The organism is Mycobacterium sp. AZCC_0083 (assembly GCF_014202335.1).
GTDB lineage: Bacteria > Actinomycetota > Actinomycetes > Mycobacteriales > Mycobacteriaceae > Mycobacterium.
Genome location: NZ_JACHGP010000018.1, coordinates 1 through 23,115, shown reverse-complemented (window position 1 = coordinate 23,115; position 23,115 = coordinate 1). Strand labels below are relative to the sequence as shown.

Here is a 23,115-nt window from a genome sequence, read left to right as displayed (position 1 = left end):
TCCGCCAGAGCCGCAGCCCTGCAACGAATCGGCCACCAGCGGCGATGTAGTGGGTGAGGCATTCCCATGACAGATAGGGGGCGCGCCATGCGTCCATCGTTGACTTTCGCCACTTTCGTCACTTCGGTCGCAGCCGTGTGCGCCGTGTTCGTCGCGCCCGCCGGAATCGCCAGCGCCGAGCAGAGCGCCCAGGAGACCATCGGCCTCCTCGAAGCCGAGGGTTATCAAGTGAACGTCGACCGCGTCGGCAGCGGCACGATCGACCAGTGCGTGGTCACCAGCGTGCGCAATCCGCAGACCCAGTACCGCACCATCCGCGTCTACCGGGGCAAGGACAGCCAGGGCCATCGCGACTACGACTACGTCCAGGTCGTGTCGAGCAGATCCATCTCCGTGTCGCTGGATTGCAGCCGCTGACCCACCGGGGGCGAGCGAAGCGACGGGGGATGTTTCCCGGGGGCGAGCGAAGCGACGGGGGATGTTTCCCGGGGGCGAGCGAAGCGACGGGGGATGTACCGGGGAAGCCATCGCGCACACTTGTCGATGCAAGTAGTGGATGATTGACGGGGACACGACAGGAAGGCGCGATCATGCGTACGAAGTTGGCATGGGCCGCGGCGATCGCTGGCGTGTGTGGAGCCGTCGCAGCACCGGCGGGACTCGCCTCGGCCGAGACCGCGCAGGAGACGATCAATCGGCTGCAGTCCCAGGGCTACACGGTCACCATCGACAAGATCGGCACCGCACCGATCGACCAGTGCACGGTCACCAGCGTGCGCAACCCCCAGAGTGTGTCGCAGCTGGTGCCCTACATCGGCCCGGGACGCGGCGACGACCGCAGCATCCTGGTCCCGCAGACCGTCAGTCAGACGATCTCGGTGTCGCTGAACTGCTCACCCTGAGCAAGTCCGAGTAGGCCAACGAGCGGCTCATGCGCCGCCTACCTCGGGCATGTTCTACCGACAGCGTCACCGACCCTCTGCTGGCATCGACGTTGCGCAGGACGCTCGACGGCACTCGAAACACGCGTCCGGGAGATGCAGGCCATGGCAATGTCTTGCGGCCGATGACTTTTCCGCTCTGAGTGGCGACCACGGTGGGTACGCGTACGAGGGTTTCGGTCCACAGCAATAGGCGGTGACGCGCCGGCATGGGGTCACCGGGCCGTAGGAGGTTGGGGGCGACCCAGCGCAGCGGGGCATCGACCTGGATGCGTACACCCTCGGTCGATGGTCTGCCGCCGTCGAGGTACGCGCGGACGTGGTCGGCGACGTGGCGGCCATCGATGGCGGCGATGTCGGCAGTGTCGACCGGATGCAGTAGGTTGCCGATTGCGAACACACCGGGTTGGCTGGTCCGTAGTGCGGTGTCGACTACCGGACCCAATGTCCCGGAGTCGATTTCAAGCCCCGCCGCGCGTGCGAGTTCGTGGTCGGGAATCCAGTCGCCTGTGAGAACGACAGTGTCGCAGTCGATCACGCGGCGGGTGCCGGAATCCAAGTCCTCGACCTCAACGGCTTGGATTACGGGCTTGCCGATGATCCGGGTGAGACGCGTGCGCGTGGCTATCGCGGCGCCGAGCATCGGTGTCTTCCCTGCCAGATTGAACAGCGCGTACGACTCGGGTGACGGGTACTTCGTTATCATTAGCGCCGTCTGGCAGCCAGCGTGCTTGAGCGTGAGAACAGCCGAGTAGCTGACCAATTCAGCGCCCACGACGACGGCACGCTGCCCCACTTTGCCGTGTTTGATGTGCACGACGTTCTGTAATTGCCCTGTGGTGTAAATGCCCGCTGCACGGTCACCAGGGATCATGCGGGCCGTTCGGGGTCGTTCACGCGCTCCGGTCGCCAGGACGATGGCGCGAGCCCGAACCTGCTCGCGACCACCAGGCGAGGTGACGTCCAGCGTCATCCGATCCGCCCAACCCGTGACCATGGTTTCGGTCCGAATTGTGGCACCCGCGGCGGTTGCAGATGCGACTAGGCGCCGGGCGTACGCCGGACCGCTGATGAACGTCTTCATGTCACGGATGCCGTAGCCAGGGTGGTCGCTGTGCCGTGGGATTCCTCCGGCTTGGCTTTCCCGTTCGAGGACAACGACATCGAGTCCCGAGTGGTGTGCCAGTTCCGCTGCGGCGGTCAGTCCGGCGGGGCCGCCGCCGATGATCGCGACATCTACCGTGCGAGTGACGGTCATGGTTGCCTCTCCTCAGAAGTGGCTGTCGGCGTGGGCTGCTTACCACGGCTCTCTCGTTCGAACAGCGACTGCACTTCAGCACCGCAGAAGAAGGCTTGGCAGCGGCCGTTCATGACGCGGGTGCGGCGCCGCAGGCCTTCCAGCGCTGTCGGCGCAATGACCGAGTGGCAGGCATCGCGTAGCTCACCTTCGGTGACACGCTCGCAAAAACACACGATGCGACCGTAGGCCGGGTCCTGCTCGATCTTGTCGGCCTGTTGGTATGGGCGGGCAAACGCTTCGCCGAGGTTGGGCATCACGGGAGGCACCGGCAGATGTTCTCGCGGCGTCAGAGTCAATCCTGCTGAGATCAGTTGTTCGCGAACGTGTTCTGCGATGGCCATACCGGCCGTCAGACCGGTGGACCGGATTCCGCCAACGAGCAGATAGCGCAGCTGCGGGTCGGCCTCGATGAGATAGTCACCATGATCGATCGCGGCACGCAGGCCGGAATATGTCGCTGTGACCTCCTCATCGAGCAGACGCGGCATGAGCCCGCGGCCCTTGTCGAGCAGGAAGGCGAACCCATCTTCAGAGGTCCCGGTCGCAGTGCGGTCCTGAAGATCCTCAGAGGTCGGGCCGAGCATGACGTTGCCGTAGATCGTCGGGCTTATCAGGACACCTTTACCGCGCGCGGTCGGTACCGGGAGCACGATCTTGTCCACGAGGGGTCGGGCGAGCTTGTCGTACACGATCAGTTGTCCGCGCCGCGGGGTGACGGTAAACCGCGAGAAGCCAAACAGTGCATCGATGAGATCGGCACCCAGGCCTGCCGCGTTGACCACCCAGCGGGCCCTTACGGGGCCTCGGTGGGTGTGCAGCGTCGTAGTCCCAGCGTCCACGTCGACTGCCTCCACGCGATGGTCGGTCAGCAGCGTGACACCGCGGTTGACTGCGTCGGTAGCCAAGGCGAGATTGACCGTCCAGGTGCAGATGATCGATTCGTCGGGCACGGTAAGACCACCCAGTGCGCCGGGGCCGAGAGTAGGCAGCTGTGCATAGACGGAATCTGCATCGATCAGTTCGCAGTGCCGGTAGCCGTTCGCTTCAGCCTTGTCTCGCAACGAGGGCAAGGCGTTGAGCTGCTCTTCGTCCCAGGCCACCAGGATCGCACCGGTGTTCTCGATCGGGATGCCCGTGTGTCTCGCGTACTCGGAGAGCAGATGGTATCCGCGGCTGACCATTGCGGACTCCAGAGTGCCGGGTTTGGCGTCAAAACCGGTGTGCAGAATGGCGGTATTGGCCTTGCTCGTGCCATCGCCGACATCGTCGCGTGCCTCGACGAGCGCCACCGTGAGTTGGTGACCCGATAATTCACGGGCGATCGCCGACCCGACGATGCCGGCGCCGATGACTACGACGTCGTAGTCAGAAGGAATGCTCATTTGGCTTCCTGAGAGTAGGTGGTCGCGGCGAGTCCCCGCCATGTGGAACGGAATTCGTCGGTGCGGTCCGTCGTCCAAGTGGGCTCATAACTGGCCGACGGCGTCCAGTCACTGACGACGTCGCGCAGGGACTGCTGCGGTTGCAGGCTGAGCTGCGCGAGCGCGGCCCCTCCGAGCGCGGTGGCGTGTGCCGACGGATAGACGTCGACAGGCACCTGCAAGATATCGGCGCAGGCCTGCATCAGGACCTTGGATTGGGTGAGTCCGCCGTCGGCACGCAGCCGACTCAGCCGCGATGGAGCGTCGGCGTTGATGGCGGCGACGAGTTCGGCAATCTGTGCTGCGATGCCCTGCAGCACGGCGAGCACGATGTGCCCCCGCCCCGTGGACAACGTCATGCCGGAAATCGCCGCTGTGGCTTGGGATTTCCACCAAGGGGCCGCGAGTCCGGCAAGGGCGGGAACGCACAAGACACCGTCATTATCCTGGGCCGCCGCACCGTCCATCTCTTCAGCTCCGGCGATGAGTCCGAGCGAGGATAGCCAGCGCACCGCCGATGCTGCGGTGTAGACCTGCCCGTCGACGCAGAAGGTGTCGTCCCCGGCGATCCGCCACGCTACCGACGACGTCAAGCCCGCCGACGAGCGAACTCCGGTTGCGCCGGTGTTCGCAAGCAGGAAGGCGCCAGTGCCGAAGGTGCACTTCGCCATGCCTGGATCGAGGCACGCTTCGGCCAGCAGTGCGGCCTGTTGGTCGACGATTACTCCCCCGACAGGTATGTCACCGCCGAATTCGGTTGTAGTCCCGATCATTTCGTCATTGCCCACGATGTCTGGAAGTCGTTCCCCTTCGAGCCCAAACACGGCGAGCAATTCGTGACTCCAGCCACGGGCGCCGAGTTCCATGACCAGCGAGCGGCTGGCGGTGGTGGCGTCGGTGACGAAGGCGCCGGTGAGTCGATGCAGCAGCCAGGTGTCCGACGTCGTGACGACGCCCCCGGTTTCGACGTTGCGGCGTAGCCACGCCATCTTCGGTGCCGAGAAGTACGGGTCGAGCACCAGGCCGGTGCGCGCCGCGAGCATGTCGCCGTGCTCGGCGAGCGCCGCGCACAGGTCCTCCGCACGGCGGTCCTGCCAAACGATCGCTTGAGTGAGCGCCCGGCCCGTGATGGGGTCCCACGCCAAAACGGTCTCCCCCTGGTTGGCCAGCGACACTGCGTCGATGGGACGTCCCGCCTGAGCGACCGCGGCGCGGCCGGCGCCGAGCACGGACTCCAGCAGTTCGCCGGGGTCCTGCTCGACGCCGCCGCCGTTGAGGTATCGAGGGCGCACCTGCACTTCGGCCAGCCCGACGACCCCCTCCTCAGGGTCGACGACGATGGCCTTGGTGCCCGAGGTGCCCTGGTCGATGGCCAACACAGTCACGGCGCCACGTCCCTCACGTCACCGTCGACAACCTGGTCGAGTTCGGCATCGATCGAGCCCATTTCAGGCATCTTCAGCCCCTGCCGACCCCGGGTGGCCAACAGGTAGGTGAGGTACACGGCGCCGATCGCCACCATGATGAGCACGTAGATCCACGGGTCTTTGAAGGAGGCGTCGCGGAACAGCGCCAGTGCGAACCCCAGCCAGATCACCGCCACTACGAGGATCGGTACCTCCCAGCGGCCCAGTGAAAATCCGGCGCTAGCGGGCAACCGGCGGCGGCTGACGATGTAGAGCACGACGACGATGGCGTAAATGATCACTGGTAGCAACGTCGCCGCCGAAAACAGTTTGAACAGCGCGTCGGTGCTGGTGGAAAACAACCCGAGAATGACCGCCGAGATGGCAGTGAAGGCGACGGTCGCGTTCAGCGGGGTCTTGAACCGCGGTGACACCTGGCGCAGCAGCTGCCAGCCCGGGAAGCGCTCGTCACGCGACATCGCCCAGATCAGCCGCACGCCACTCATCAGGATGACCAGGCCGCAGGCGAAGATGGCGATCGCCACGAGGATGAGCAACGCGGTGCCGACGAACGATCCGAGGATGTCGCGGATGACGTCGGCGATCGGGGTGCCCGACTGGGCCAAGGTGGTGGGGTCGCTGACCGCGGCAGTCACCACCAGCAGGAAGAGGAAGCCCAACACGCCCGAGGCCAGCACGGCCTGCCACATCGCGCGCGGCACCACGACTTCCGGCCGCATCGTCTCCTCGGCGAGGTTGGCTGCGGATTCGAATCCGACGATGGTGAAGGCGCCGAGTAGGAACCCGAGCATCCACGGGCCGGCGGAGGTAGCTGTGCCGAAGCTCCAGTAGCCGTCGGCAGGAATGTCGCCGTGGGAGAACAGGTTGCCTACGGACAGCTTGTGGGCGGCCACTCCGACGATGAACAGCAGGACGACCAGCGCGACCATTCCGATGAGTTCGGCGGTGACCGCGAAGTTGTTCACCCGTTCCGTCCACTTGGTGGACACCGCTACCAGCAACGCTTGCAGTAGCAGCACCACGGCGGTGATGAGGAACGCGCTGGCAGCGGTGCCGGTGAAGTCGAACAGTGCAGGCACGACCGTGGAGGCGACGGTGTAGTCGACAGCCACGACGACGATGGCTAGGAAGGTGAAGGAAATCCAGCCCGTTATCCATCCGAGGACGGGGTTGGCCAGCCTCGATACCCATTGGTAGGCGTAGCCGGTGACGGGAATCCTGGCCGCGAGCGACCCGAGCAGCAGCGCGACGGCGAGTTGGCCTATGACCACGATCGGCCAGGTCCAGATCCCCACTGGGCCGGAACTCTTCAGCACGCTGCCATAGGTGGTGAAGATCCCGGTGGCGATGGAGACGAATGCGAAGGCCACCGCAAAGGACGCAAACCGGCCGGTCGTGCGTTCAAGGGTCTCGGTGTATCCGAACGCGGCCACGGAGGACGCGTCGGGCGGTGTGGAAGAATGTGTCATTGGATCGAGCTTTCTGACTGGAAATGACTGTTTCGGGGAAGAAGTTCGGTCTCGCGGGCGGCGCTGCAACGCCGCCCGCACCCATATGTCCGGCGGAGTTCAGGCGCTGGCGTTCGCGATAGGTCGCGCTGACAACACGACACCCCCCGTCTCGTCGAAGATGGCTGCAATGTCCGGGTCGGTGTTCTGGTCGGTGATGAGGCCATCGACTGCGATGAGTCCGCACACCCGATAGGGCGCCACCACACCGATTTTCGACGAGTCGGCCAAGATGTAGTTGCGCGCACTGTTGGCGATGATGGTGCGACGAACGTCCACCTCATCGAGGTGAAAGTCGGTGAGTCCGGCCCTAGCGTCAACACCGCCCGAACCCAATAGCGCGACATCCGCGTAGATGTCGGCGAAGAACGCTTTGGTGTGCGCATTCGAGCAGGCCAGATCACCACCCCGCACGCGCCCTCCGGCTAGCAGGACTTCAATTCCGGATCGGCCGGCCAACTCCGCGGCGACCGGCAGCGACGGTGTGACGATGGTCCCGGTGAACGCCCGGGGGATCGCTTGAGCTACGGCGATGGCGGTGGTACCGATGTCGATGACGACCGTGTCGCCGTTCGTCAGTTGCTCGACCGCGACTCTCGCTAGATCCGCCTTGGCCGCGTGCTGGATCGTCGAGCGCTCTGTGTAGGACGGTTCGATGACGCGGCGGTCAGACGCCGGAGTTGCTCCGCCATACACCCGACGGATCACACCTTTTTCCTCCAGCAGCGTTAGATCACGCCGCACTGTCTCCGCCGATACGCCCAGCCGACGAACCAGTTCGTCAGTACTGACCGCCTGTCCGGCACTGACGACGGCTTCGACAATCGCCTCGTGCCGATCAACGGGCAGCACGTCGGCCGACCGTATGTGTGGATGTGTGCCCGTCCATGACCATAAGTGTGGACTGTTGCCCACCTCACGTCAACCCTCAATTGCGGCAGCCGCCACGTCCGGCGCCAGAGACAGACGCGCTCTCACCCGGTCAGTTTCGTAAACAGCAGCTTTTAGCGCCCGTTGGTCGTCGAAGTCCGCGAGTTTTCCGGACGAGGTGCGGCGCCGGGCGATCGAACGCAGGTGTATCTCGCGCCTGAGCCGTCGGCGATCTGGAGGAACTCGCCTGCGCGTAGAGCGCCGTGTCCTGGGACAGGCCCGCCGCAGCGTGCACCTGAATGGCACCGCCGACGACCTTCTTCACCGTCACGGGGACCTTGACCTTCGCCGCGGCGATGTCATGACGCGCTTCCTTGTTTCGTCCCGGTTCATCCGCCAAGCCCGGCGTTCCAGTCGCGGACCAGGACGAGGCCCTGGTGGCGGCCGACCGGGACGTTGGGATCAGTGATCCCCATGACCGTCGCGACCGCACAGCCGGGCCGCAGCGCCGAGGTCGACCACCATGTCCCTTGGGAGGTGTGGTGCGCGTGCCTGACGGGAGATTACCGCCAGAACGAGGCGATGGACGCCCACTGTGCCGGCTCCGAGAGCGTCACACCCACCAAGTGATCCGAACCACGCCTAGTACGGGCAGCCGTCGGCCCAAGCGTGCGGTGAGTGGTCTTGGCAATACGCGGATTTGATGGTCGGAGCGACGGAAGCCAGCGGTGGCGGTGACGTGATCGTGAGAGTCGAGTCTGCCTTCCAATTGTCCGAGTTCGTGCCGACCGAAGTGGTCTGGTTGGTCAGGGTGACCACGCCCATCGTGATGAAAACCCCGACACCGACCGTTGCCGCAGACGCCTTCAACTTGCTACGAAAACGGTGAATATTATTGTTGTCCATCAGTTTCCTCCTTCATTGCGTCTGCGCATTGTGCGCAGACTGTCATTGCCCCAGTACGCGACACACAGTCGCGTTTGGTGGGCGCGATGGTTACCGACGATCCGCTGCTCTGAACAATCCAGGGTGCGGGACGCCCCGATCAGCAGTTGTGGTGCATTCGCATATGCAATGTGGCCATGCTGCATTTGTCGACGATGACCTGCGGATCGAAAGAGGGCTGCTCGCGTACCTTCGGAGCGAGCGTGAGGTTACTTTCTGCCATCCAGTTATCTGAGTCAGTGCCCACGGAACTGGTTGGGCCGGCAACACTTATCGCACCCATCGTGACGATGCCGGCAATGCCGACAATGGCTGCAAGGCTCTTAAAGTTGCCGCCAAGATGGTGGAAGTTCGTGTGATCCATCTGTGGTCTCCTGCTCGAAGGGGTTCTCGCGCTATCGATCACCGTCAGGATGAGGTGATGGCTATCACAATGACTGTTACAGGTGGCACAAGTCACTAGCTGTGCGGGTATTCGGGAAGCTGCATCCCCAGTGGGCTTTTCAGGATTGCTCATCCGAGTCCGGGTCGACAACGAGATATGCTGGCGGGAGTTGATGATTCCGCAGTTGCGCAACGGTCTCGCGTTGCGCGCCATTACGTCAGTCGGATGCTGGCCAGTGTTGGGGCAAGCCAGAGGAGCTGGTTTGCGCTGCGCAGCATAGGGATTGACCTAGGCCACGCCCTCGGTCCGGCTGGCTCAAAGCGGGTGTACCAGCCACGTATCGCGGCCTTCATCGATGTGTACAACCGATGCGGGCGTCAATTCTCCCCCGTGTCATGGGATTCGCGATGGGATGGACCCATGCGATAGCTTCCACAACGCCTGCAGGAAGGCACTTTCGCAGGTGATCAATACATCGCGGCTGCCCGGGGGTCAGTGTCGCGGACGCGCACGGTGTCGTGTCCCACGCCGGGGCGGGGAGCCTGAAGGAGATGGCGGAGCCGAGCGGGTTCTCAGTGCATGTCGCTGCCGCACTGGCGGATACGTGTCGACGCCAGCGGACCTATGCGCTGAGCGCGGTGTCCGCGGCTCCAGCCAACGAGGTGGACTGCGAGCATCTAGCTCCGCACCAATCGTTCCGTCTGGTAAGTATCCCCTATACGCGACGCCTCTCCTCCATCTCGTCCGTGGACGGAGGCACTTGTGCTGAAATGCCCTGCTGTATCAACGTACGTGTAGTTCGCCGGGCGACCCGCACGTACTCTTCACAGCGGGATCGCATTTTCTCCGACGGCGCGCAGATCGACAACGCAGCAATCGCGTGGCGCTCGCGCTGGTAAATGCCCACGGCAACACACGACTGCCCGAGAACGGTCTCACCATGTTCCACGGCAATGTCGTCGCGTCGAGCTGAGATGAGCTGCGCACGAAGGATACTGACTTCGGATACCGAATTCTCCGTCAGAGCCGGCAAGCCGTATCGGTCGATCCGTTCTTGCACCTTCGGCCAAGGGAGTTGTGCCATCAGCAGCTTCCCGAGCGCCGATGCGTGGCCTGAGAGGTGAGCTCCATCGGCGAGGACTTGCTCGGTGCGGTTTCCTGACGCATTGGCAATGCAGACAACACCCTGGCCATCCCACGCGCCGATCGTGACGACGGCGCCCAGTTGGTTGGCGACTTCGGCGACGGTGCGGTGAGTTTGAGCATTGAAGCAAGTGGAGCTCATCAGTCGACGACTAATCACCAGCACTCGCCATCCGAGTCGATATCGGTGATCTGAAGTTTGTTGCAGCAGGCCGATTTCGGCCAGGCTGGCCACGATGGCGAAGGTGGTTGACGTTGGCAACCCCAGTGCCATCGCCATCTCCGTGACACCCCACTCTGGTGTCTCCGCCGTGAAGAGATTGAGCACTTTGCCCGTGCGGTCGATTGTGTTCAGCACGTCCCCAGCCTTTCGGGACGGGCAGGCTTCGCGTGTTTCTCGCGATATAGGCCCGATTTCGACTCCCGCGAGGGCGCTCCCGCCGCGGACGCCCGAACGATGTCGTCGGCAGCAGCCCCGAGGTTCGCCGGCCACCGACATACGCCTCGCGGTGTCAGTTCGATCAGCCGTTGAGCTGTCACACTCGGCCATAGCCTGCCCATCTCAGGTGCCCTTGAACAGCGGGTCGACCGATAGCTCGTGGCGGGCGATCGAACGCCGGTGCACCTCGTCGGGGCCGTCGGCGATCTGGAGGAACCGCGCCTGCGCGTAGAGCACCGGGAGCATCGTGTCCTGCGACAGGCCCGCCGCGCCGTGCACCTGAATGGCGACGTCGACGACCTTCTTCACCGTCAAGGGGACCTTGACCTTCGCCGCGGCGATGTCGTGCCGCGCTTCCTTGTTTCCGTCCCGGTCCATCCGCCATGCGGCGCGCAGCACCAGCAGGCGTGCGGCGTCGAGCTCGACCCTGGCGTCCGCGACGTACTGCTGCACGACCCCCTGGTCCGCGAGCGGGACACCCCACGTCACCCGTTCATGGGCGCGCGCCGTCATTGCCGCGATTGCCCTCTCCCCCATACCGATCAACCGCATGCAATGGTGGATACGCCCGGGGCCGAGTCGCGCCTGAGCGACGCTGAAACCAGCACCCCGCTCGCCAAGCAGGCTGTCCTTCGGGACTCGGACGTCGACGAAGTCGATCTCGCCGTGACCGCCCTCCTGCCGGTCGTCAAACCCAAGCACCCGGGTGGAGCGCAGCACAGTCATGCCTGGCGTTCCGGTCGGGACCAGGACGAGGCTGTGGCGGCGGCCGACCGGGGCGTCGGGATCAGTAACCCCCATGACCATCGCTACCGCGCAGTCGGGCCGTAGGGCCGACGTCGACCACCATTTCCGGCCATTGAGCACCCACTCGTCGTCGTCCTCGCTGATCTCCAGTCGAACGTTGTTGGCATCGGAGCTGGCGACCGCAGGCTCCGTCATGGAGAAGATCGACCGGATCTCCCCCTCGAGCAGGGGTTCCAGCCAGCGGTGCTGTTGGTCGGCGGTGCCGAAGCGCGACAGGATCTCCATGTTGCCGGTGTCCGGGGACGAGCAGTTGAGTGCTTCTGGGGCGATCAATGGACTCCACCCGGTGATCTCCGCTAGCGGCGCGTACTCCACATTGGTCAAACCAGCGCCGCGGGAGTCTGCCGGCAACGCAAGGTTCCATAGCCCCAGGCGCCGGGCCTCCGCCTTGAGTTCTGCCATTACGGGCGGCGCCCCCCAGCGCTCCGCGTGCTGATCGTGGTACGTCGCGGCGACCTGTTCGGCTGGCAGCACGTAGTTCTGCACGAACTCGACCAAGCGGGAGCGGAGATCCTCCACTTTCGGGCTGTACGCGAAATCCATCGATCCTCCGAGGAGACGTGTGTGGGGGGTCAGCGACCGATCCGGGCGGTATCGGCCCGCGCGACCGCGCGTCGGAGGAGGGGGTCCACCATCGCGCCGACGTCGTCGAAGCCGCTGCCGACGGTGTGTCCCTGTTCGTGCCTTGCGTGGATCTGCTCGAGGATGACGGCGATCTTGAGGTCGGCAAGGACTGCGTACCAGTCGAGTCGCTCGACATCGGTGCCGGTGAGGACGGCGTAGCGCTCGACCAGCTCGGCGCGGGACGGAAAACCCGGGAGCGCGGTCAGGCCGTCGGTTATCGGATTTACCGCACCGCCCGGTTCGTCCCAGAAGCTGATCAGGACACCAAGATCGGCCAGGACGTCGCCGCGGGTGGACATCTCCCAGTCCAGGACACCGCGGATGATTCCCGGGTCCGCGGCGTCCACGAGCATGTTGTCGAGCTTGAAGTCGCCGTGCACCACGCCCGTCCGTCGGGTGGGTGGGACCGACCGGGACAGCCGGTCGAGCACGTCGGAGAACTCGGGGCGGTCCCTCGTGCGGACCGCGTCCCACTGGCGGCGCCACACGAGCAGTTGCCGTTCGAGGAAGCCAGTGGGTTTGCCCCAGTCGCTGAGCCCGACCTGGTCGACGTCGACCGTGTGTAGGGCGGCTAGGACATCGACCATCGCCTCCCCTAGGCGGCGCCGCTGTTCGGGGGCGAGTCGTGCGGCATCGGCGACGGTTCCGATGACCTCGCCCTCCACCCGTTCCATTACGTAGAACGGCACACCAAGCACCACCCCGGCGAGATCATGCGCAATGACTGCGGGAACCGGGACAGCCGTGCCATGCAACGCCCGCAGCACACGCACCTCGCGCCCCATGTCGTGGGCCGAGGCCAGGACCAGCCCGTGCGGCGGCCGTCGGAGCACCCATTCGCGGACGCCGTCGCCGACGATGTAGGTGGGGTTCGACCGGCCACCCGACAGCAGCTGCGCCCGCGGCGGCCCGTTTAGCCCACCTACTGCGTCCTCCAAGAAAGGCGTAAGCGCGTAGATGTCGAGTGCCCGGTCGTTCTGAATTTCTGTCATCTCTGGATCCCCCATTCCGGGCCGTTAATCATTTTCCGGTGATTACTCAAATGCCGCTGAACTCAGAATTCGATTACGAATGCTTGAGACCAACGGTCCGCCGGCGGCCTTCTCGCTCAGCTCGAGCGCCTCCACCCATTCCGGGTCGGCGACGAATGTCGTCCACTTCTCATCTCGGTCCGCACTGGACTCGAACCGTACGACGTAGATGAGCTCATTGTGACTGTTCTCGCCGATGGCGGTCAGCGTGCAGAACACGCAGTCAATGTCGTGTTTCTTGAATAGCCGCAACGTGTATTCGTTGAATCGTTTTACCAATTCGGGCATTCGTCCGGGGATGACGGTGTATTCACGAAGTTCGTAGATCATGTCTTGACCTTTCCTAGGTTGAGTTGAGACTGGACGAAGCAAGGCCGGCATATATGGTGCGCAATTCTCGTTTCAGGATTTTGCCGCTCGGGTTCTTCGGCAAGGATTCGGTGAGAACCACGTACTTCGGCACCTTGAAGCCCGCGAGTCGCGCGCGACAATGCGCGATCAGTTCCTTAGCGGTCACCGTGTGCTCGGCTTGGAGTATGACCGCGGCGGCAACGGCTTCGACCCACCGCGGATCCCGCACCCCGAATACCGCGGCCTCGGACACCGCGTCGTGCTCGTAGAGAACCTCCTCCACCTCGCGGCCGGAGACATTCTCGCCACCCGACTTGATCATGTCCTTCCGCCGGTCGACCACGTAGAGACGACCCCCATCGTCGAACCTGCCGAGATCGCCGCTATGAAACCAGCCATCCTGAAAGGCGTCGGCGGTCTGCTCGGAGTTGCGGTAATAGCCGAGGATGAGCTGGGGGCTGCGGTGAACGATCTCACCAACCGTGCCGACCGGGACCTCGTTCCCGTCCGGATCGACGATCCGGGTCTCGACATTGAGTGCAGGGCGCCCGGCCGAACCCGCGAACTCGTCCTGCTCGTCCGGCTGCAAAGCTGTCGCCAGCGACGCCATCTCGGTCTGGCCGTAGAAGTTCCACAGGCGCAGGTTCGGGAACTGTGCACGTATGTCGCGCAGGACCTCGGCCGGCATTGCCGCAGCGCCGTAGTACCCCTTGCTGAGCGATGACACGTCTCGTTCGACGAGCTCCGGGTTTCTTAGTAAGTCGATCCATACCGTCGGGGGACAGAACAGGTTGGTCGCCTTTTCGCGCTCGATGGCGCGCAGGATCAGAACCGGGTCCGGTCGGCGCAGGATGACGCTCGTCGCACCCAAGTACAGATCGGTGATCAGGAAGTTGTCCAACTGGGCGCAGTGGTACAGCGGCATCGCATGGACCTCGATGTCGCGCTCGGACATCTCTCCCGCCGCGATGCAGCTGACGTACTGCCACATCAAAGAGCGGCTGCTGAGCAAGGCTCCCTTGGGCCTCGACTCAGTACCGGACGTGTACATGATTCGCAGCGGGTCCTCGTCGTCAATTTCGACATCGGGCGGCGAGCTTTCGTAGGAAAGCCAAGTCTCGACGTCAATCCATCCGTCGTGGGCGGGTGCGCCGTCCAGTCGAATTTCGGCACGGATCGGGAACGTGCCGACTGAGCTACGGATGGCTTCGGTCGCCACACGGACGAGAGCGGCTTCGGCGACTATCGCGACAGCACCGGAGTGGTCGAGAATGTAGGCGACTTCCTCCGGCCCAAGCATGAAGTTCACCGGCACGAGAATGACGCCGATTCTGGCCGCGGCAAAGACGAGAACCGGGTATTGCCAGCAGTTGTGCGACAAAAGGGCCAAGCGATCACCCTTGGTCAGTCCCGCGTCCGAAAGGGCTGCCGCGACTCGGTCCACCGTTGCGTCGAACTCGGCGAAGGTCAGCGATGTATCCCCGTCGATGACTGCTGTGCGTGAGGCGAACCTGCGCGCGGAGCGCCGCGGGATGTCGCCGAGCGTCTGCGATCGACTTCGAGTGATCGCGTTACTCGACACTGCATATCGGTCGCTGCCTACATCTGTATTCATAACCTTGGCCTACAGCATCCGAATAGCGTCGGCGACGAGTGACAGCGCCTGCTCAGCGTCGTCGAAGACGTCGGCGCGGCCGACGAACCCGTGGATCTGCCCCGGGAACCGGACAGTGCTGACGGGAACCCCGGCCTGTTCGAGCCGAGCCGCGTACTGTTCGCCTTCGTCTCGCAGCGGGTCGTACTCAGCGGTCAAGACGAACGTTGGGGGAAGGCCGGTGAGGTCCTCCCCGCGGAGTGGCGACACGTATGGTTCGTTGCGCCGGGAGGCGTCGGGTACATACTGCTGCCAAGACCAGATCATTTGGTCAGCGGAAAGGTAGTAGTCGCCGTTGCCGAACTGTCGGTAGGACTCTGTTTCCGTGGTGTGATCGGTCACGGGGTATATCAGGACCTGGCCGGCAAGCGAGGGCCCGTGGTCGTCGCGCGCCCGCAAGGCGGCCGCGGTAGCAAGATTGCCACCCGCGCTGCTTCCCGCGATGACCAGCCGTTCGGGAGACACCCCCCATCTGCTGGCGCGCTCTGAAGCCCAACGAAGCGCACTCGAGACGTCGTCGAGTGCGCCTGGGTATGGCGTCTCGGGTGCAAGTCGGTAGTCGACGTTCACGACCACCGCAGGCACATGGCGCGCCAGATATCGGCAGACTGCGTCGTGCATGTTCAGATCGCCGAGAATCCATCCTCCGCCGTGCATATAGACGACCACGACACTCGGCTCGCTGCCGTGATAGACCCGTACCGGAACGTTGAAGGCGGTGTCCTCGTCTACCTGCCGAACCGGAATTGGGTTGTGCGGCAAGCTTGCCGAGCCACGTACGCTGTCCAGGTACTGCTGCCGACGGCCTGGATCCTGCAGTTCTTCGATGGTCGGGAAACGGGTTGCGCGTGCTGGACCGTCCAGGAACGCACGAGCTTGGGGATGCATACCAACTCACCTCATCTGTACTCGATAGTGCGAGATCGAATCAGCCGGAAATCTGGTGTCGAGACGGATTCAGCGCCAGGTGCCGACGATGACGGCGCCTGCGTCTACCAGCGTCACGGGATCGACAAGGACGTGTTGCGTGGCGACGGCGAGATCGCGAATGACTCGTCCAAGTCGCGTGGGGTTACGAAAGGCCTGCGTGCCGCCCCAAAGACGACAGAATCCGACGACCTCGCTTGCGATGTCGTGCACCCACGTCGAGGCCTGCCGGATTCGGGCGTGCTCGAGCGATGTGACCTGCCGACCCGTAGCTGCCTTCGCTTCTGCGTCACCGAACACGTCCAGCACGTAGCCTCGCGCGGATCGGTACATCGCGTCGTGCTTCGCGAGCCCCTGCAGGAAGAGTGGATGTTCCCCGACCGGGCCGGGATAACCGACCCTCTTCTTCCCGTCGGTGATTCGAGCAACCTCGCCGAGCGCGCTCTTCATCAAGCCGAGTGCTACCGCGGCATGCCCGGCGATTCCGAGGCTCACGTGACCAAGGGCGAAGACCGGCTCTCCTCGGACTGGCGCGGCTCCAGTCCGGGGGTAGGTGAATTCCCTCGGGACGGGTTGGTCGTCAATTCTGTAGTCGTGGCTGCCGGTACCAACCAGCCCTGTCACATCCCAGTTCCCGAGGAAGGTCGCGCGGTCCCGGGGCAGGAAGGCAATTCGAGCGTCAGGCGTGCCGTCCGCACCGATTTGGATGCTGCCGGCTTCCTCAACCAGAAAACCGCCGCCGATCCAGGTGGCGTGAGCTGACCCGCTGCCGAACTGGTAATTGCCGCTGAAGCGGTACCCATCCTCGGTCTCGGTTCCGCGCCCAATTGGGCCAAGTTGGCCGGCGGTGATCGCCTTGCTTGGGCCGCCGAACATCTCGCGGGTGGCCTCGGGTTGCAAGAATCCAGCCGCAACTCCGACGCTCCCGGCGTTGGCCATGTAGGACCACCCCGACGAGGCGTCAGCCCGTGTCAGCTCCTCCACAACCTCGAGAAACGGCACAACCCCTTGCCCGCCGCCGCCCAGGTCCGAAGGCAACAGAATCCAGAACAAATTGGACTCGACGAGTGCATCGATGACGGGTTGGGTCAATGTGCCTGCACGCTCAGTCTCGTCAGCTTCACGTTCGACGAGATCTGCGACCTTGACCGCCCTTTCGAGGTAGTCCGCAGGGGCTGACCAAGCGGTGCGCGACGACGCATCACCGCCTTCTGGTGAGATCACGTCGGTCCTAGTCTTGACCACCCGAGTTCTCCTTCCATGCGTCATCGCGCGCACCTCATTGTTGTTACGATGCCGACCGATCGCTCGCTCGGTACGAATGTTATCGGACTCAAACGGCGATGTCCACACCCTGCTGTTCGCACACCGAGGGGAATGCCATCGCACACGTTCGAATCACGTTGCGGACAGGGGCCCAGCGGTTCTTCCAGGACGAGAATGCCGCAGCCATTGGTCGGTTCGAGCAGGGCCGCAACTGCCGAATTCCATGATCGGAGGAGGCCCACGACCAGTTCACCCATACACATTTCCGCCAGAGCGCGTGCAGGTCACGTCCACCACCAGGCGATTAACAATTGCGGGCAGGGACGGCGACCCCGCGCAGGGCCCCGAAGCGGTCGTCCCACTCCCTGGCGCTCCCCCGTTGTCCGTGGATGCCCGTGGATGCCCGTTCGACGAAGGCACTTGACAGCTCACCAAGCCTCCGTCGATACTTACCGAGCGAGCGATCGGTCGGACATGGAGCCGTATTTGTGCTGCACGGTTCGCCCCATCGCAACCCGGACACCGATGCCTACTCATGAGGCTGGAATGAAGTGGCGGCGGCGCCGATCAACTAAACGCACAGACGCGAAGGGTGGTGCGAGCCAGATGGGTTCACTCGACGGAAAGGTCGCCTTCATCACTGGGGCGGCACGCGGCCAGGGCAGGTCCCATGCCGTCCGCCTCGCTGAGGAGGGCGCCGACATCATCGGTGTCGACCTGTGTGACCAGGTCCCGACAGTCCGTTACAAGATGTCGACCGTGGCCGACCTGGAGGAGACCGAGCGACTAGTTGCCGCGACCGGGCGCCGGATGCTCGCCCGCAGGGCGGACGTACGCGACCTCGATGCTTTGAAAGACGCGGTAGCCGCCGGTGTCGAACGGTTCGGCCGGCTCGACACGATCATCGCCAACGCCGGCATCCTGATCGGCAAGTACGACGAAGCGGATTCGGCTGCGACATTCCGCGATCAGATCGACATCAACCTGATCGGCGCCTGGCACACCGTGGAGGCTGGGCTGCCCGTGCTGCAACGGCAGGGTCAGGGAGGGTCGATCGTGATCACCAGTTCGATCGCCGGTCTCAAGGGTGCGGTAACCGGCGCCGGCGCAGGGACACTCGGCTACGCCGCGGCCAAGCACGGCGTCGTAGGCCTCATGCGCAAGTACGCGAACCTGCTTGCACCGGAACGGATCAGGGTCAACACGGTGCACCCCACAGGCGTCGATACCCCAATGCTGGCGGAGTTCCCCGCCGAGTACGCAGAGTTCACCGAGAAAGTACTGGACAAGCTGCCCCCGGGTGATGCGATGCGCCACAGCCTCGGCAACCCGATGCCGGTCGAGGTGATCGAGGCGGTGGACGTCTCGAACGCGATCGTCTGGCTGGTCTCCGACGCGGCCCGATATGTGACGGGCGTGACCCTTCCCGTCGACGCTGGGTTCATCAACCGGTGACGTCCGCCCGGGACCGCGCCGTCGTCCTCGGCGGCGGCGGCGTGGCCGGGATCGGCTGGCAACTCGGGCTGCTGTCTGGGCTGGCCGAGTCCAGGTTGGACGTGCGGCTCGACGCGGGTCTCTTCGTCGGCACGTCTGCCGGGGCGACCGTGGCGGCGCAAATAACTAGCGGACTGCCCTGGAAACAGCTGCTCGAGCGATTCGGCTCGCCCGACTCGGTCGAGCGGCCGATGGCCTATGACCTGGCCGATCGCAGGCGGTTCCTCGCAGAGGTCGAGGCCGGGGCCGTCGATGAGATCGACGCCGCCGCCCGGCTGGGCCGGATGGCGCTGACGGCGCGGACCGTGTCGGAAGTGGACCGGTTGGCGATCATCGCGGCGCGGCTACCAGTGCATGAATGGCCAAGCGTGCCGCTGCGAATCGTCGCCGTGAACGCACAAGACGGCATGCCTGCGGTGTTCGACCGTGCGTCCGGTGTCCCGCTCGCCGATGCTGTCGCTGCGAGCTGCGCGGTACCGGGTGTATGGCCGCCGGTCACGATAGCCGGCGACCGCTATATCGATGGTGGAGCGCGCTCGTATACGAATGCCGATTTCGCCGCAGGGTGGGGCAGGGTGCTTGTCATCCTGCCGCTGGAGCCCACCGGACGAATAGCTGCCGTCCTCGAACGCGAGCTGGCAGAGCTGCAGGAGTCGGCAGAGGTCCTGCTGGTGCGGATGGACGAGCGCTGCCGGCGTGCGATGGGCAGCAACCCCTTGGACCCATCGACACGGCATGCCATGGTGGCGGCCGGGCGCGCCCAGTCCGGCGACATCGCCATCGACGTCGCCGCCTTCTGGAAATTGGGGCCCCGCCGCTCCGTTGAGAGGTGAGTGTTCGCAATGCAGATCGGTGTGGTCTTCCCGCAGACTGAGTTCGGCGGCGACGTGGGGGCGGTTCAGGCCTACGCTCAGGGCGTCGACGACCTGGGCTTCCGGCACCTCATCGCCTACGACCACGTGCTCGGGGCGGATCCCGCAGTGCACCGAGATTGGACCCACCGCTATACCGCCACCACGACATTCCACGAGCCGTTCGTCCTCTTCGGGCACCTTGCGGCTTTGACGGGTCTGGAGCTGGTGACGAGTGTGCTAGTCCTGCCCCAGCGGCAGACCGCGTTGGTCGCGAAGCAGGCGGCCGAGGTAGACCTGCTCTCCCGAGGCCGACTGCGTCTCGGGGTCGGCGTTGGCTGGAACCGCGTTGAGTACGAGGGCCTGGGGAAGGACTTCGAAAGCCGGGGGCGCAGCCTCGACGAACAGATCGGGCTGCTCCGGCGGTTGTGGACCGAACCCAGCGTCTCGCACCGCGGCGCCACCGACACCCTGATCGGGGCCGGGATCGCGCCGCTGCCGGTGCAACGTCCGATCCCTGTCTGGATTGGAGGCCGTTCGACTGCTGCCTACCGGCGAATGGGCCGGCTGGCTAACGGGTGGTTCCCCCAGATGAGTAGCCCGGACGCGGAGTTCGAGACGGCCGCGCGGGTTGTCGCGCAAGCCGCGACCGAGGCCGGGCGCGATCCCGCCACAATCGGCTTGGAGCCAAGGCTGAATTGGGCAGGCGAGTTGAACGGGTTCGTCGCTCTTGCCGAGAGCTGGCGCACGGTCGGTGCGACCCACGCCGCCGTGGACACGATGGGCGCCGGGCTCGCCGGCGTCGACGAGCACCTGAAGGTGCTCTCGGAGATCGCGCCCGCGCTCACCGAGCCGAGTGGCGGCGGCGCATAGGGGCCAGGAGGAGGCGCGGCCCTCATGCGCCGCACCGCCTCTGAGGAGAATCGACGATGTCTATTGCCGCGCAGAGTAATTGACATATCTGGCGACGTTCAAAGTAGGACCTGGTGTGCCCCGCGATGAGAAGCCAGTGAATCGGACTGCGAGAAGTGCGTTGCGCCGAACTGTTTGGACTACGGATGCGGATCGCCTAAAACGTCGCGGCTCAGGCCCCGTTGAAGGGCAGCTCGCTGTAGCCCGGCTTGGCGACGGAGACCAGTTCTCGGTACCGCTCGGCGATGTGCTCCGGGGCGAATGGGGTACCCGGCTCGACCGCCCCACCGACCGTGATGGTGACGACCCGAATTCCGTCGTCGGACAACTGGGCGCCCAGCATGTTCGCGACCCCACGCAGCCCCAGCTTCCCCAACGACAACGTGGCCAGGTTCGGCTCTGGCTGGTCGGCCAGTCCACCGCCGGTGAACATCAGCGTGCCGCCGCCGGCAGCTCGCATGGCCGGCACCGCGACCTGGGCCGTCACTACCCCAGAGACGACATTCATGGTGTTCGCGCCCTGCAAATCCTCGGAAGTGGTCGACAGCAGATCATCGAACACAATCTGGCCAACGTTGTAGAGGACGACGCCGGGCGGGTTCGGGGCCGAATAGAGCGAGCCCAACGCCTCGCGCAGCTGCTCTGGGTCAGCCGCGTCGACGCGCACCAAGGCCACCTCGGCCCCGGTCAGACGCAGGTCAGCGGCGAGCTCCTTGAGCTTGTCACGGTTCCGAGCAGCCAGAGTCACCCGGTAGCCGTCGCGGGCGAAGCGGCGAGCGGTGGCGGCGCCGATGCCGGGGCCGGCACCGATCACGAGGAGGTGGCGTTCATCCGCGGCGTGCGGTGCGGGTGGCGTTCCAGTGGACATGGTGGGGGTCCTTCGAAGCGAAGTGAACAAGGTAGTAATCCAATGCTTTGGGCCCTGGAGTCGGGTATCAAGTCACTGATTGTGCTAGTTGCAGCTTCTAGCTGGCGGTGGCTCGACCGGGAAGGTAGATGATGGCTGTGCATTCCGTTGTTCGGCGCGAGGAGTCGCCTGCGATCGAACTATCCACTGGTTCCGAAAGCGTCAGCGTTCGACAACGTCCGGACAGTGCGGCGGTCCGGCGGCGAGAGTTGGCTGTCTTTCTGCGTACCCGGCGCGAGCGTATTTCGCCGAGTGAGCTCGGTATCGTGACCAACGCTCGGCGGCGCACTCCGGGTCTGCGCAGGGAAGAGGTCGCACTGCTCGCCGCGATGAGTGTCACCTGGTACACGGCCTTGGAGCAGGCCCGTGATGTGAACCCCTCGACCCAGGTCCTCGACGCGCTCGCTCGCACGATGCGACTCGACCGCGATGAGCGCCGCCACCTCTACCGGCTGGCCGGCGCTGCGAATGACCCCGTCGCCGAGGAATGCCATGCCGTCAGCGACGAGTTGCGCGCCGTGCTGGACAAGCTCGACCCGTATCCGGCTTGTATCCAAAACGGCAACTTCGACCTGATCGCCTACAACAGTGCGATGCGTTTGCTGATCACCGATCTCGACGAGGTGCCGATCGCGCAGCGCAACTGCCTGTGGCTCAACTTCTCCGAGCCTCGCTGGCGCGAGCACATCGTGGACTGGGAGCACGTCGCGGCACGCCAGGTCGCGAACCTGCGCGTCGCGATGGCCCAGCACGACGACGACGGCCGCTGGAAGGCGCTCGTGGCACGGCTGCGCGCGGTATCGCCGGAATTCGCCGAACTGTGGGACCGGCATTCGGTCCGCGAGGTCAACGCTGCCGGACTGCGCCAGATCGACAACCCGATTGTGGGCCGGATGACCTTCACAATCTCCAACACTTGGGTCGCACCCAGCTCCACAACTCGATTGCAGGTGCTACTCCCGGCGGACCCTCGCACCCTGGAGCGGCTGACTACGCTGGTCGCTGATATCGGCTGAGATTATGTACACGACCGCACGCTGGTGGTGGAACAAGTCATGAGGACCGTCCGACCCGCCAGCGAATTATCGATCGCCACGGGAATTCACGCCCCTTTTTCGGTGAGGTCGAAGGACATCATCCTCACCACGCGCCGGGTGAACTTCCAGCCTTCGGCCGTCCGCGCATAGGCGTCGTCATAAAAGGCCAGGAAGTACGCCGCCTTGTTGTTGGCGTAGCGGATGGTGGACACGCAACGTCCGACCGCCACGTCGCCGTTCACCTCGTAAACGATGTCGCTCACGGACGGCAACGGGATGATGCCGCCGCCGATGGCGTCCCCGTACATCGCGAGGAGCGTCTCGCGGCCCTTGTAGCGCCGATCCTCCCCACCCTTCGACGCCTCGTCCTCACCGACGAAAGCCGCGGCGGGAACGACGAACTCGCCGTCTTCGGTGAACAAGTTCGCCAGCGACTCGTAGTCCTTGCGAATAACTGCATCACAATAAATATGCGGCAGCGATGTGATGCTTTGATGGTCCAACAATTTCTGCAGTTGGTCAGTCACTGATACTCCGATCTTCAAACAAATAGGTGCCGCCAGCTACTCGAACCGGAGCATCGTTGGCGTTGGCGGCCGAAACACCCACGACCACAAGGATTCCCGCACGATCGGAAAGTACGTGTCCGAGAGCAGTCGACCACCAAAGCCTTGGCTACCCAGCTCATCGCAAGCCCATCGAGGCCAGGCGCCGGACATCACCGTCGCGGCGGCCGACCGCGCTGCGGAGTGAGCGATGGTTTCGACGCGACATCAGTCCAGCTTGCGCAGCCTCGGCTCGAGATCGTTCTTGAAGAGTTCGAGGAAGCGCCGCTGATCGTGGCGAGGGTCGTGGAACACCAGGTGATTGAGTCC

The 23,115-nt window shown here is 64.4% G+C and carries 24 protein-coding genes and 1 pseudogene; 7 read left to right on the top strand and 18 right to left on the bottom strand.

Translation table 11 applies throughout. The features are described 5' to 3' along the window. Positions 1-87 precede the first annotated feature (87 nt). Positions 88-417: a hypothetical protein gene (locus tag HNP02_RS33665; protein ID WP_184445123.1), complete on the top strand. Its 330-nt coding sequence runs from the start codon at positions 88-90 to the stop codon at positions 415-417. 173 nt (positions 418-590) lie between these two features. Beyond that, positions 591-902: a hypothetical protein gene (locus HNP02_RS33660; protein WP_184445010.1), complete on the top strand. Its 312-nt coding sequence runs from the start codon at positions 591-593 to the stop codon at positions 900-902. Here the strand turns inward: HNP02_RS33660 and HNP02_RS33655 are convergent. From HNP02_RS33655 to HNP02_RS44190, 6 genes and pseudogenes are all read right to left on the bottom strand, one after another. Next, positions 862-2,199, bottom strand: a complete 1,338-nt coding sequence (locus HNP02_RS33655) for an NAD(P)/FAD-dependent oxidoreductase (protein WP_184445009.1) — start codon at positions 2,197-2,199, stop codon at positions 862-864. The genes HNP02_RS33660 and HNP02_RS33655 overlap by 41 nt on opposite strands. Continuing rightward, the gene (locus HNP02_RS33650) at positions 2,196-3,623 is read right to left on the bottom strand and encodes an NAD(P)/FAD-dependent oxidoreductase (RefSeq protein ID WP_184445008.1); all 1,428 of its coding nucleotides are present in this window, start codon (positions 3,621-3,623) and stop codon (positions 2,196-2,198) included. Before HNP02_RS33650 ends, HNP02_RS33655 begins: the two co-directional genes overlap by 4 nt. Continuing rightward, the gene (locus tag HNP02_RS33645; RefSeq protein ID WP_184445007.1) at positions 3,620-5,047 is read right to left on the bottom strand and encodes an FGGY family carbohydrate kinase; all 1,428 of its coding nucleotides are present in this window, start codon (positions 5,045-5,047) and stop codon (positions 3,620-3,622) included. Before HNP02_RS33645 ends, HNP02_RS33650 begins: the two co-directional genes overlap by 4 nt. Further along, entirely contained in the window at positions 5,044-6,558 is a 1,515-nt protein-coding gene (locus HNP02_RS33640; protein ID WP_184445006.1) for an amino acid permease, read from the bottom strand. Before HNP02_RS33640 ends, HNP02_RS33645 begins: the two co-directional genes overlap by 4 nt. Before the next feature lie 99 nt (positions 6,559-6,657). Then, on the bottom strand, positions 6,658-7,449 hold the full coding sequence (locus tag HNP02_RS33635; protein ID WP_184445005.1) for a DeoR/GlpR family DNA-binding transcription regulator: 792 nt from the start codon (positions 7,447-7,449) through the stop codon (positions 6,658-6,660). Between the two features lie 204 nt (positions 7,450-7,653). Then, positions 7,654-7,875, bottom strand: a pseudogene (locus tag HNP02_RS44190) (acyl-CoA dehydrogenase family protein); the annotation flags it as partial. Between the two features lie 66 nt (positions 7,876-7,941). Here HNP02_RS44190 and HNP02_RS33630 point away from each other — a divergent pair. Continuing rightward, complete coding sequence (locus tag HNP02_RS33630; protein ID WP_184445004.1) at positions 7,942-8,097, top strand: hypothetical protein; 156 nt, start codon at positions 7,942-7,944, stop codon at positions 8,095-8,097. Positions 8,098-8,109: 12 nt separating this feature from the next. Here the strand turns inward: HNP02_RS33630 and HNP02_RS33625 are convergent, their stop codons facing one another. The 9 genes from HNP02_RS33625 to HNP02_RS33585 all read right to left on the bottom strand — a co-directional run bounded on the left by HNP02_RS33625 (position 8,110) and on the right by HNP02_RS33585 (position 17,018). Continuing rightward, a complete protein-coding gene (locus HNP02_RS33625; protein ID WP_184445003.1) occupies positions 8,110-8,373 on the bottom strand; it encodes a hypothetical protein in 264 nt (87 codons plus the stop codon). 139 nt (positions 8,374-8,512) lie between these two features. Beyond that, entirely contained in the window at positions 8,513-8,776 is a 264-nt protein-coding gene (locus tag HNP02_RS33620; protein ID WP_184445002.1) for a hypothetical protein, read from the bottom strand. Positions 8,777-9,512: 736 nt separating this feature from the next. Next, on the bottom strand, positions 9,513-10,298 hold the full coding sequence (locus tag HNP02_RS33615; RefSeq protein WP_184445001.1) for an IclR family transcriptional regulator: 786 nt from the start codon (positions 10,296-10,298) through the stop codon (positions 9,513-9,515). A 204-nt stretch (positions 10,299-10,502) separates the two neighbouring features. Continuing rightward, positions 10,503-11,729, bottom strand: coding sequence for an acyl-CoA dehydrogenase family protein (locus HNP02_RS33610; RefSeq protein WP_184445000.1), 1,227 nt, complete (start codon positions 11,727-11,729; stop codon positions 10,503-10,505). 29 nt (positions 11,730-11,758) lie between these two features. Beyond that, positions 11,759-12,802, bottom strand: a complete 1,044-nt coding sequence (locus tag HNP02_RS33605) for a phosphotransferase family protein (protein WP_184444999.1) — start codon at positions 12,800-12,802, stop codon at positions 11,759-11,761. 42 nt (positions 12,803-12,844) lie between these two features. Further along, positions 12,845-13,171: an NIPSNAP family protein gene (locus tag HNP02_RS33600; protein WP_184444998.1), complete on the bottom strand. Its 327-nt coding sequence runs from the start codon at positions 13,169-13,171 to the stop codon at positions 12,845-12,847. A 13-nt stretch (positions 13,172-13,184) separates the two neighbouring features. Beyond that, on the bottom strand, positions 13,185-14,807 hold the full coding sequence (locus HNP02_RS33595) for a fatty acyl-CoA synthetase (protein WP_184444997.1): 1,623 nt from the start codon (positions 14,805-14,807) through the stop codon (positions 13,185-13,187). A gap of 9 nt (positions 14,808-14,816) precedes the next feature. After that, positions 14,817-15,734 carry an alpha/beta hydrolase gene (locus HNP02_RS33590; RefSeq protein WP_184444996.1) on the bottom strand — a complete coding sequence of 306 codons (918 nt, stop codon included), beginning with the start codon at positions 15,732-15,734 and terminating at the stop codon, positions 14,817-14,819. A 69-nt stretch (positions 15,735-15,803) separates the two neighbouring features. Next, complete coding sequence (locus tag HNP02_RS33585) at positions 15,804-17,018, bottom strand: acyl-CoA dehydrogenase family protein (RefSeq protein WP_309241790.1); 1,215 nt, start codon at positions 17,016-17,018, stop codon at positions 15,804-15,806. Positions 17,019-17,645: 627 nt separating this feature from the next. On the opposite strand from HNP02_RS33585, the gene HNP02_RS33580 reads away from it, so the two are divergent. Genes HNP02_RS33580 through HNP02_RS33570 form a run of 3 tightly spaced genes read left to right on the top strand, consistent with a single transcriptional unit; the run spans position 17,646 to position 20,257 of the window. Continuing rightward, complete coding sequence (locus HNP02_RS33580) at positions 17,646-18,494, top strand: mycofactocin-coupled SDR family oxidoreductase (protein ID WP_184444994.1); 849 nt, start codon at positions 17,646-17,648, stop codon at positions 18,492-18,494. Beyond that, complete coding sequence (locus tag HNP02_RS33575) at positions 18,491-19,366, top strand: patatin-like phospholipase family protein (RefSeq protein ID WP_184444993.1); 876 nt, start codon at positions 18,491-18,493, stop codon at positions 19,364-19,366. The genes HNP02_RS33580 and HNP02_RS33575 overlap by 4 nt, the downstream gene beginning before the upstream one ends. Positions 19,367-19,375: 9 nt before the next feature. After that, positions 19,376-20,257, top strand: a complete 882-nt coding sequence (locus HNP02_RS33570; RefSeq protein ID WP_184444992.1) for an LLM class F420-dependent oxidoreductase — start codon at positions 19,376-19,378, stop codon at positions 20,255-20,257. Between the two features lie 211 nt (positions 20,258-20,468). Here the strand turns inward: HNP02_RS33570 and HNP02_RS33565 are convergent, their stop codons facing one another. Next, complete coding sequence (locus HNP02_RS33565) at positions 20,469-21,164, bottom strand: SDR family NAD(P)-dependent oxidoreductase (protein ID WP_184444991.1); 696 nt, start codon at positions 21,162-21,164, stop codon at positions 20,469-20,471. A 128-nt stretch (positions 21,165-21,292) separates the two neighbouring features. Between HNP02_RS33565 and HNP02_RS33560 the strand changes: the two genes are divergently transcribed. After that, positions 21,293-22,219, top strand: a complete 927-nt coding sequence (locus HNP02_RS33560) for a helix-turn-helix transcriptional regulator (RefSeq protein ID WP_309241789.1) — start codon at positions 21,293-21,295, stop codon at positions 22,217-22,219. Positions 22,220-22,305: 86 nt separating this feature from the next. Here HNP02_RS33560 and HNP02_RS33555 read toward each other — a convergent pair whose 3' ends face one another. Next, a complete protein-coding gene (locus tag HNP02_RS33555) occupies positions 22,306-22,767 on the bottom strand; it encodes a nuclear transport factor 2 family protein (protein ID WP_184444989.1) in 462 nt (153 codons plus the stop codon). 246 nt (positions 22,768-23,013) lie between these two features. After that, positions 23,014-23,115: hypothetical protein (locus tag HNP02_RS43165; RefSeq protein ID WP_255507280.1), on the bottom strand; the 102-nt coding region annotated here is incomplete at its 5' end.

Excerpts from the sequence above, each read along its gene's own strand:
- HNP02_RS33625 (WP_184445003.1), bottom strand. The coding sequence starts at position 8,373 with ATGGACAACAATAATATTCACCGTTTTCGTAGCAAGTTGAAGGCGTCT.
- HNP02_RS33580 (WP_184444994.1), top strand. The coding sequence starts at position 17,646 with ATGGGTTCACTCGACGGAAAGGTCGCCTTCATCACTGGGGCGGCACGC.
- HNP02_RS33640 (WP_184445006.1), bottom strand. The coding sequence starts at position 6,558 with ATGACACATTCTTCCACACCGCCCGACGCGTCCTCCGTGGCCGCGTTC.
- HNP02_RS33650 (WP_184445008.1), bottom strand. The coding sequence starts at position 3,623 with ATGAGCATTCCTTCTGACTACGACGTCGTAGTCATCGGCGCCGGCATC.
- HNP02_RS33600 (WP_184444998.1), bottom strand. The coding sequence starts at position 13,171 with ATGATCTACGAACTTCGTGAATACACCGTCATCCCCGGACGAATGCCC.
- HNP02_RS33620 (WP_184445002.1), bottom strand. The coding sequence starts at position 8,776 with ATGGATCACACGAACTTCCACCATCTTGGCGGCAACTTTAAGAGCCTT.
- HNP02_RS33655 (WP_184445009.1), bottom strand. The coding sequence starts at position 2,199 with ATGACCGTCACTCGCACGGTAGATGTCGCGATCATCGGCGGCGGCCCC.
- HNP02_RS33570 (WP_184444992.1), top strand. The coding sequence starts at position 19,376 with ATGCAGATCGGTGTGGTCTTCCCGCAGACTGAGTTCGGCGGCGACGTG.
- HNP02_RS33565 (WP_184444991.1), bottom strand. The coding sequence starts at position 21,164 with ATGTCCACTGGAACGCCACCCGCACCGCACGCCGCGGATGAACGCCAC.
- HNP02_RS33560 (WP_309241789.1), top strand. The coding sequence starts at position 21,293 with ATGATGGCTGTGCATTCCGTTGTTCGGCGCGAGGAGTCGCCTGCGATC.
- HNP02_RS33605 (WP_184444999.1), bottom strand. The coding sequence starts at position 12,802 with ATGACAGAAATTCAGAACGACCGGGCACTCGACATCTACGCGCTTACG.
- HNP02_RS33590 (WP_184444996.1), bottom strand. The coding sequence starts at position 15,734 with ATGCATCCCCAAGCTCGTGCGTTCCTGGACGGTCCAGCACGCGCAACC.
- HNP02_RS33630 (WP_184445004.1), top strand. The coding sequence starts at position 7,942 with ATGACCGTCGCGACCGCACAGCCGGGCCGCAGCGCCGAGGTCGACCAC.
- HNP02_RS33660 (WP_184445010.1), top strand. The coding sequence starts at position 591 with ATGCGTACGAAGTTGGCATGGGCCGCGGCGATCGCTGGCGTGTGTGGA.
- HNP02_RS33665 (WP_184445123.1), top strand. The coding sequence starts at position 88 with ATGCGTCCATCGTTGACTTTCGCCACTTTCGTCACTTCGGTCGCAGCC.
- HNP02_RS33610 (WP_184445000.1), bottom strand. The coding sequence starts at position 11,729 with ATGGATTTCGCGTACAGCCCGAAAGTGGAGGATCTCCGCTCCCGCTTG.
- HNP02_RS33595 (WP_184444997.1), bottom strand. The coding sequence starts at position 14,807 with ATGAATACAGATGTAGGCAGCGACCGATATGCAGTGTCGAGTAACGCG.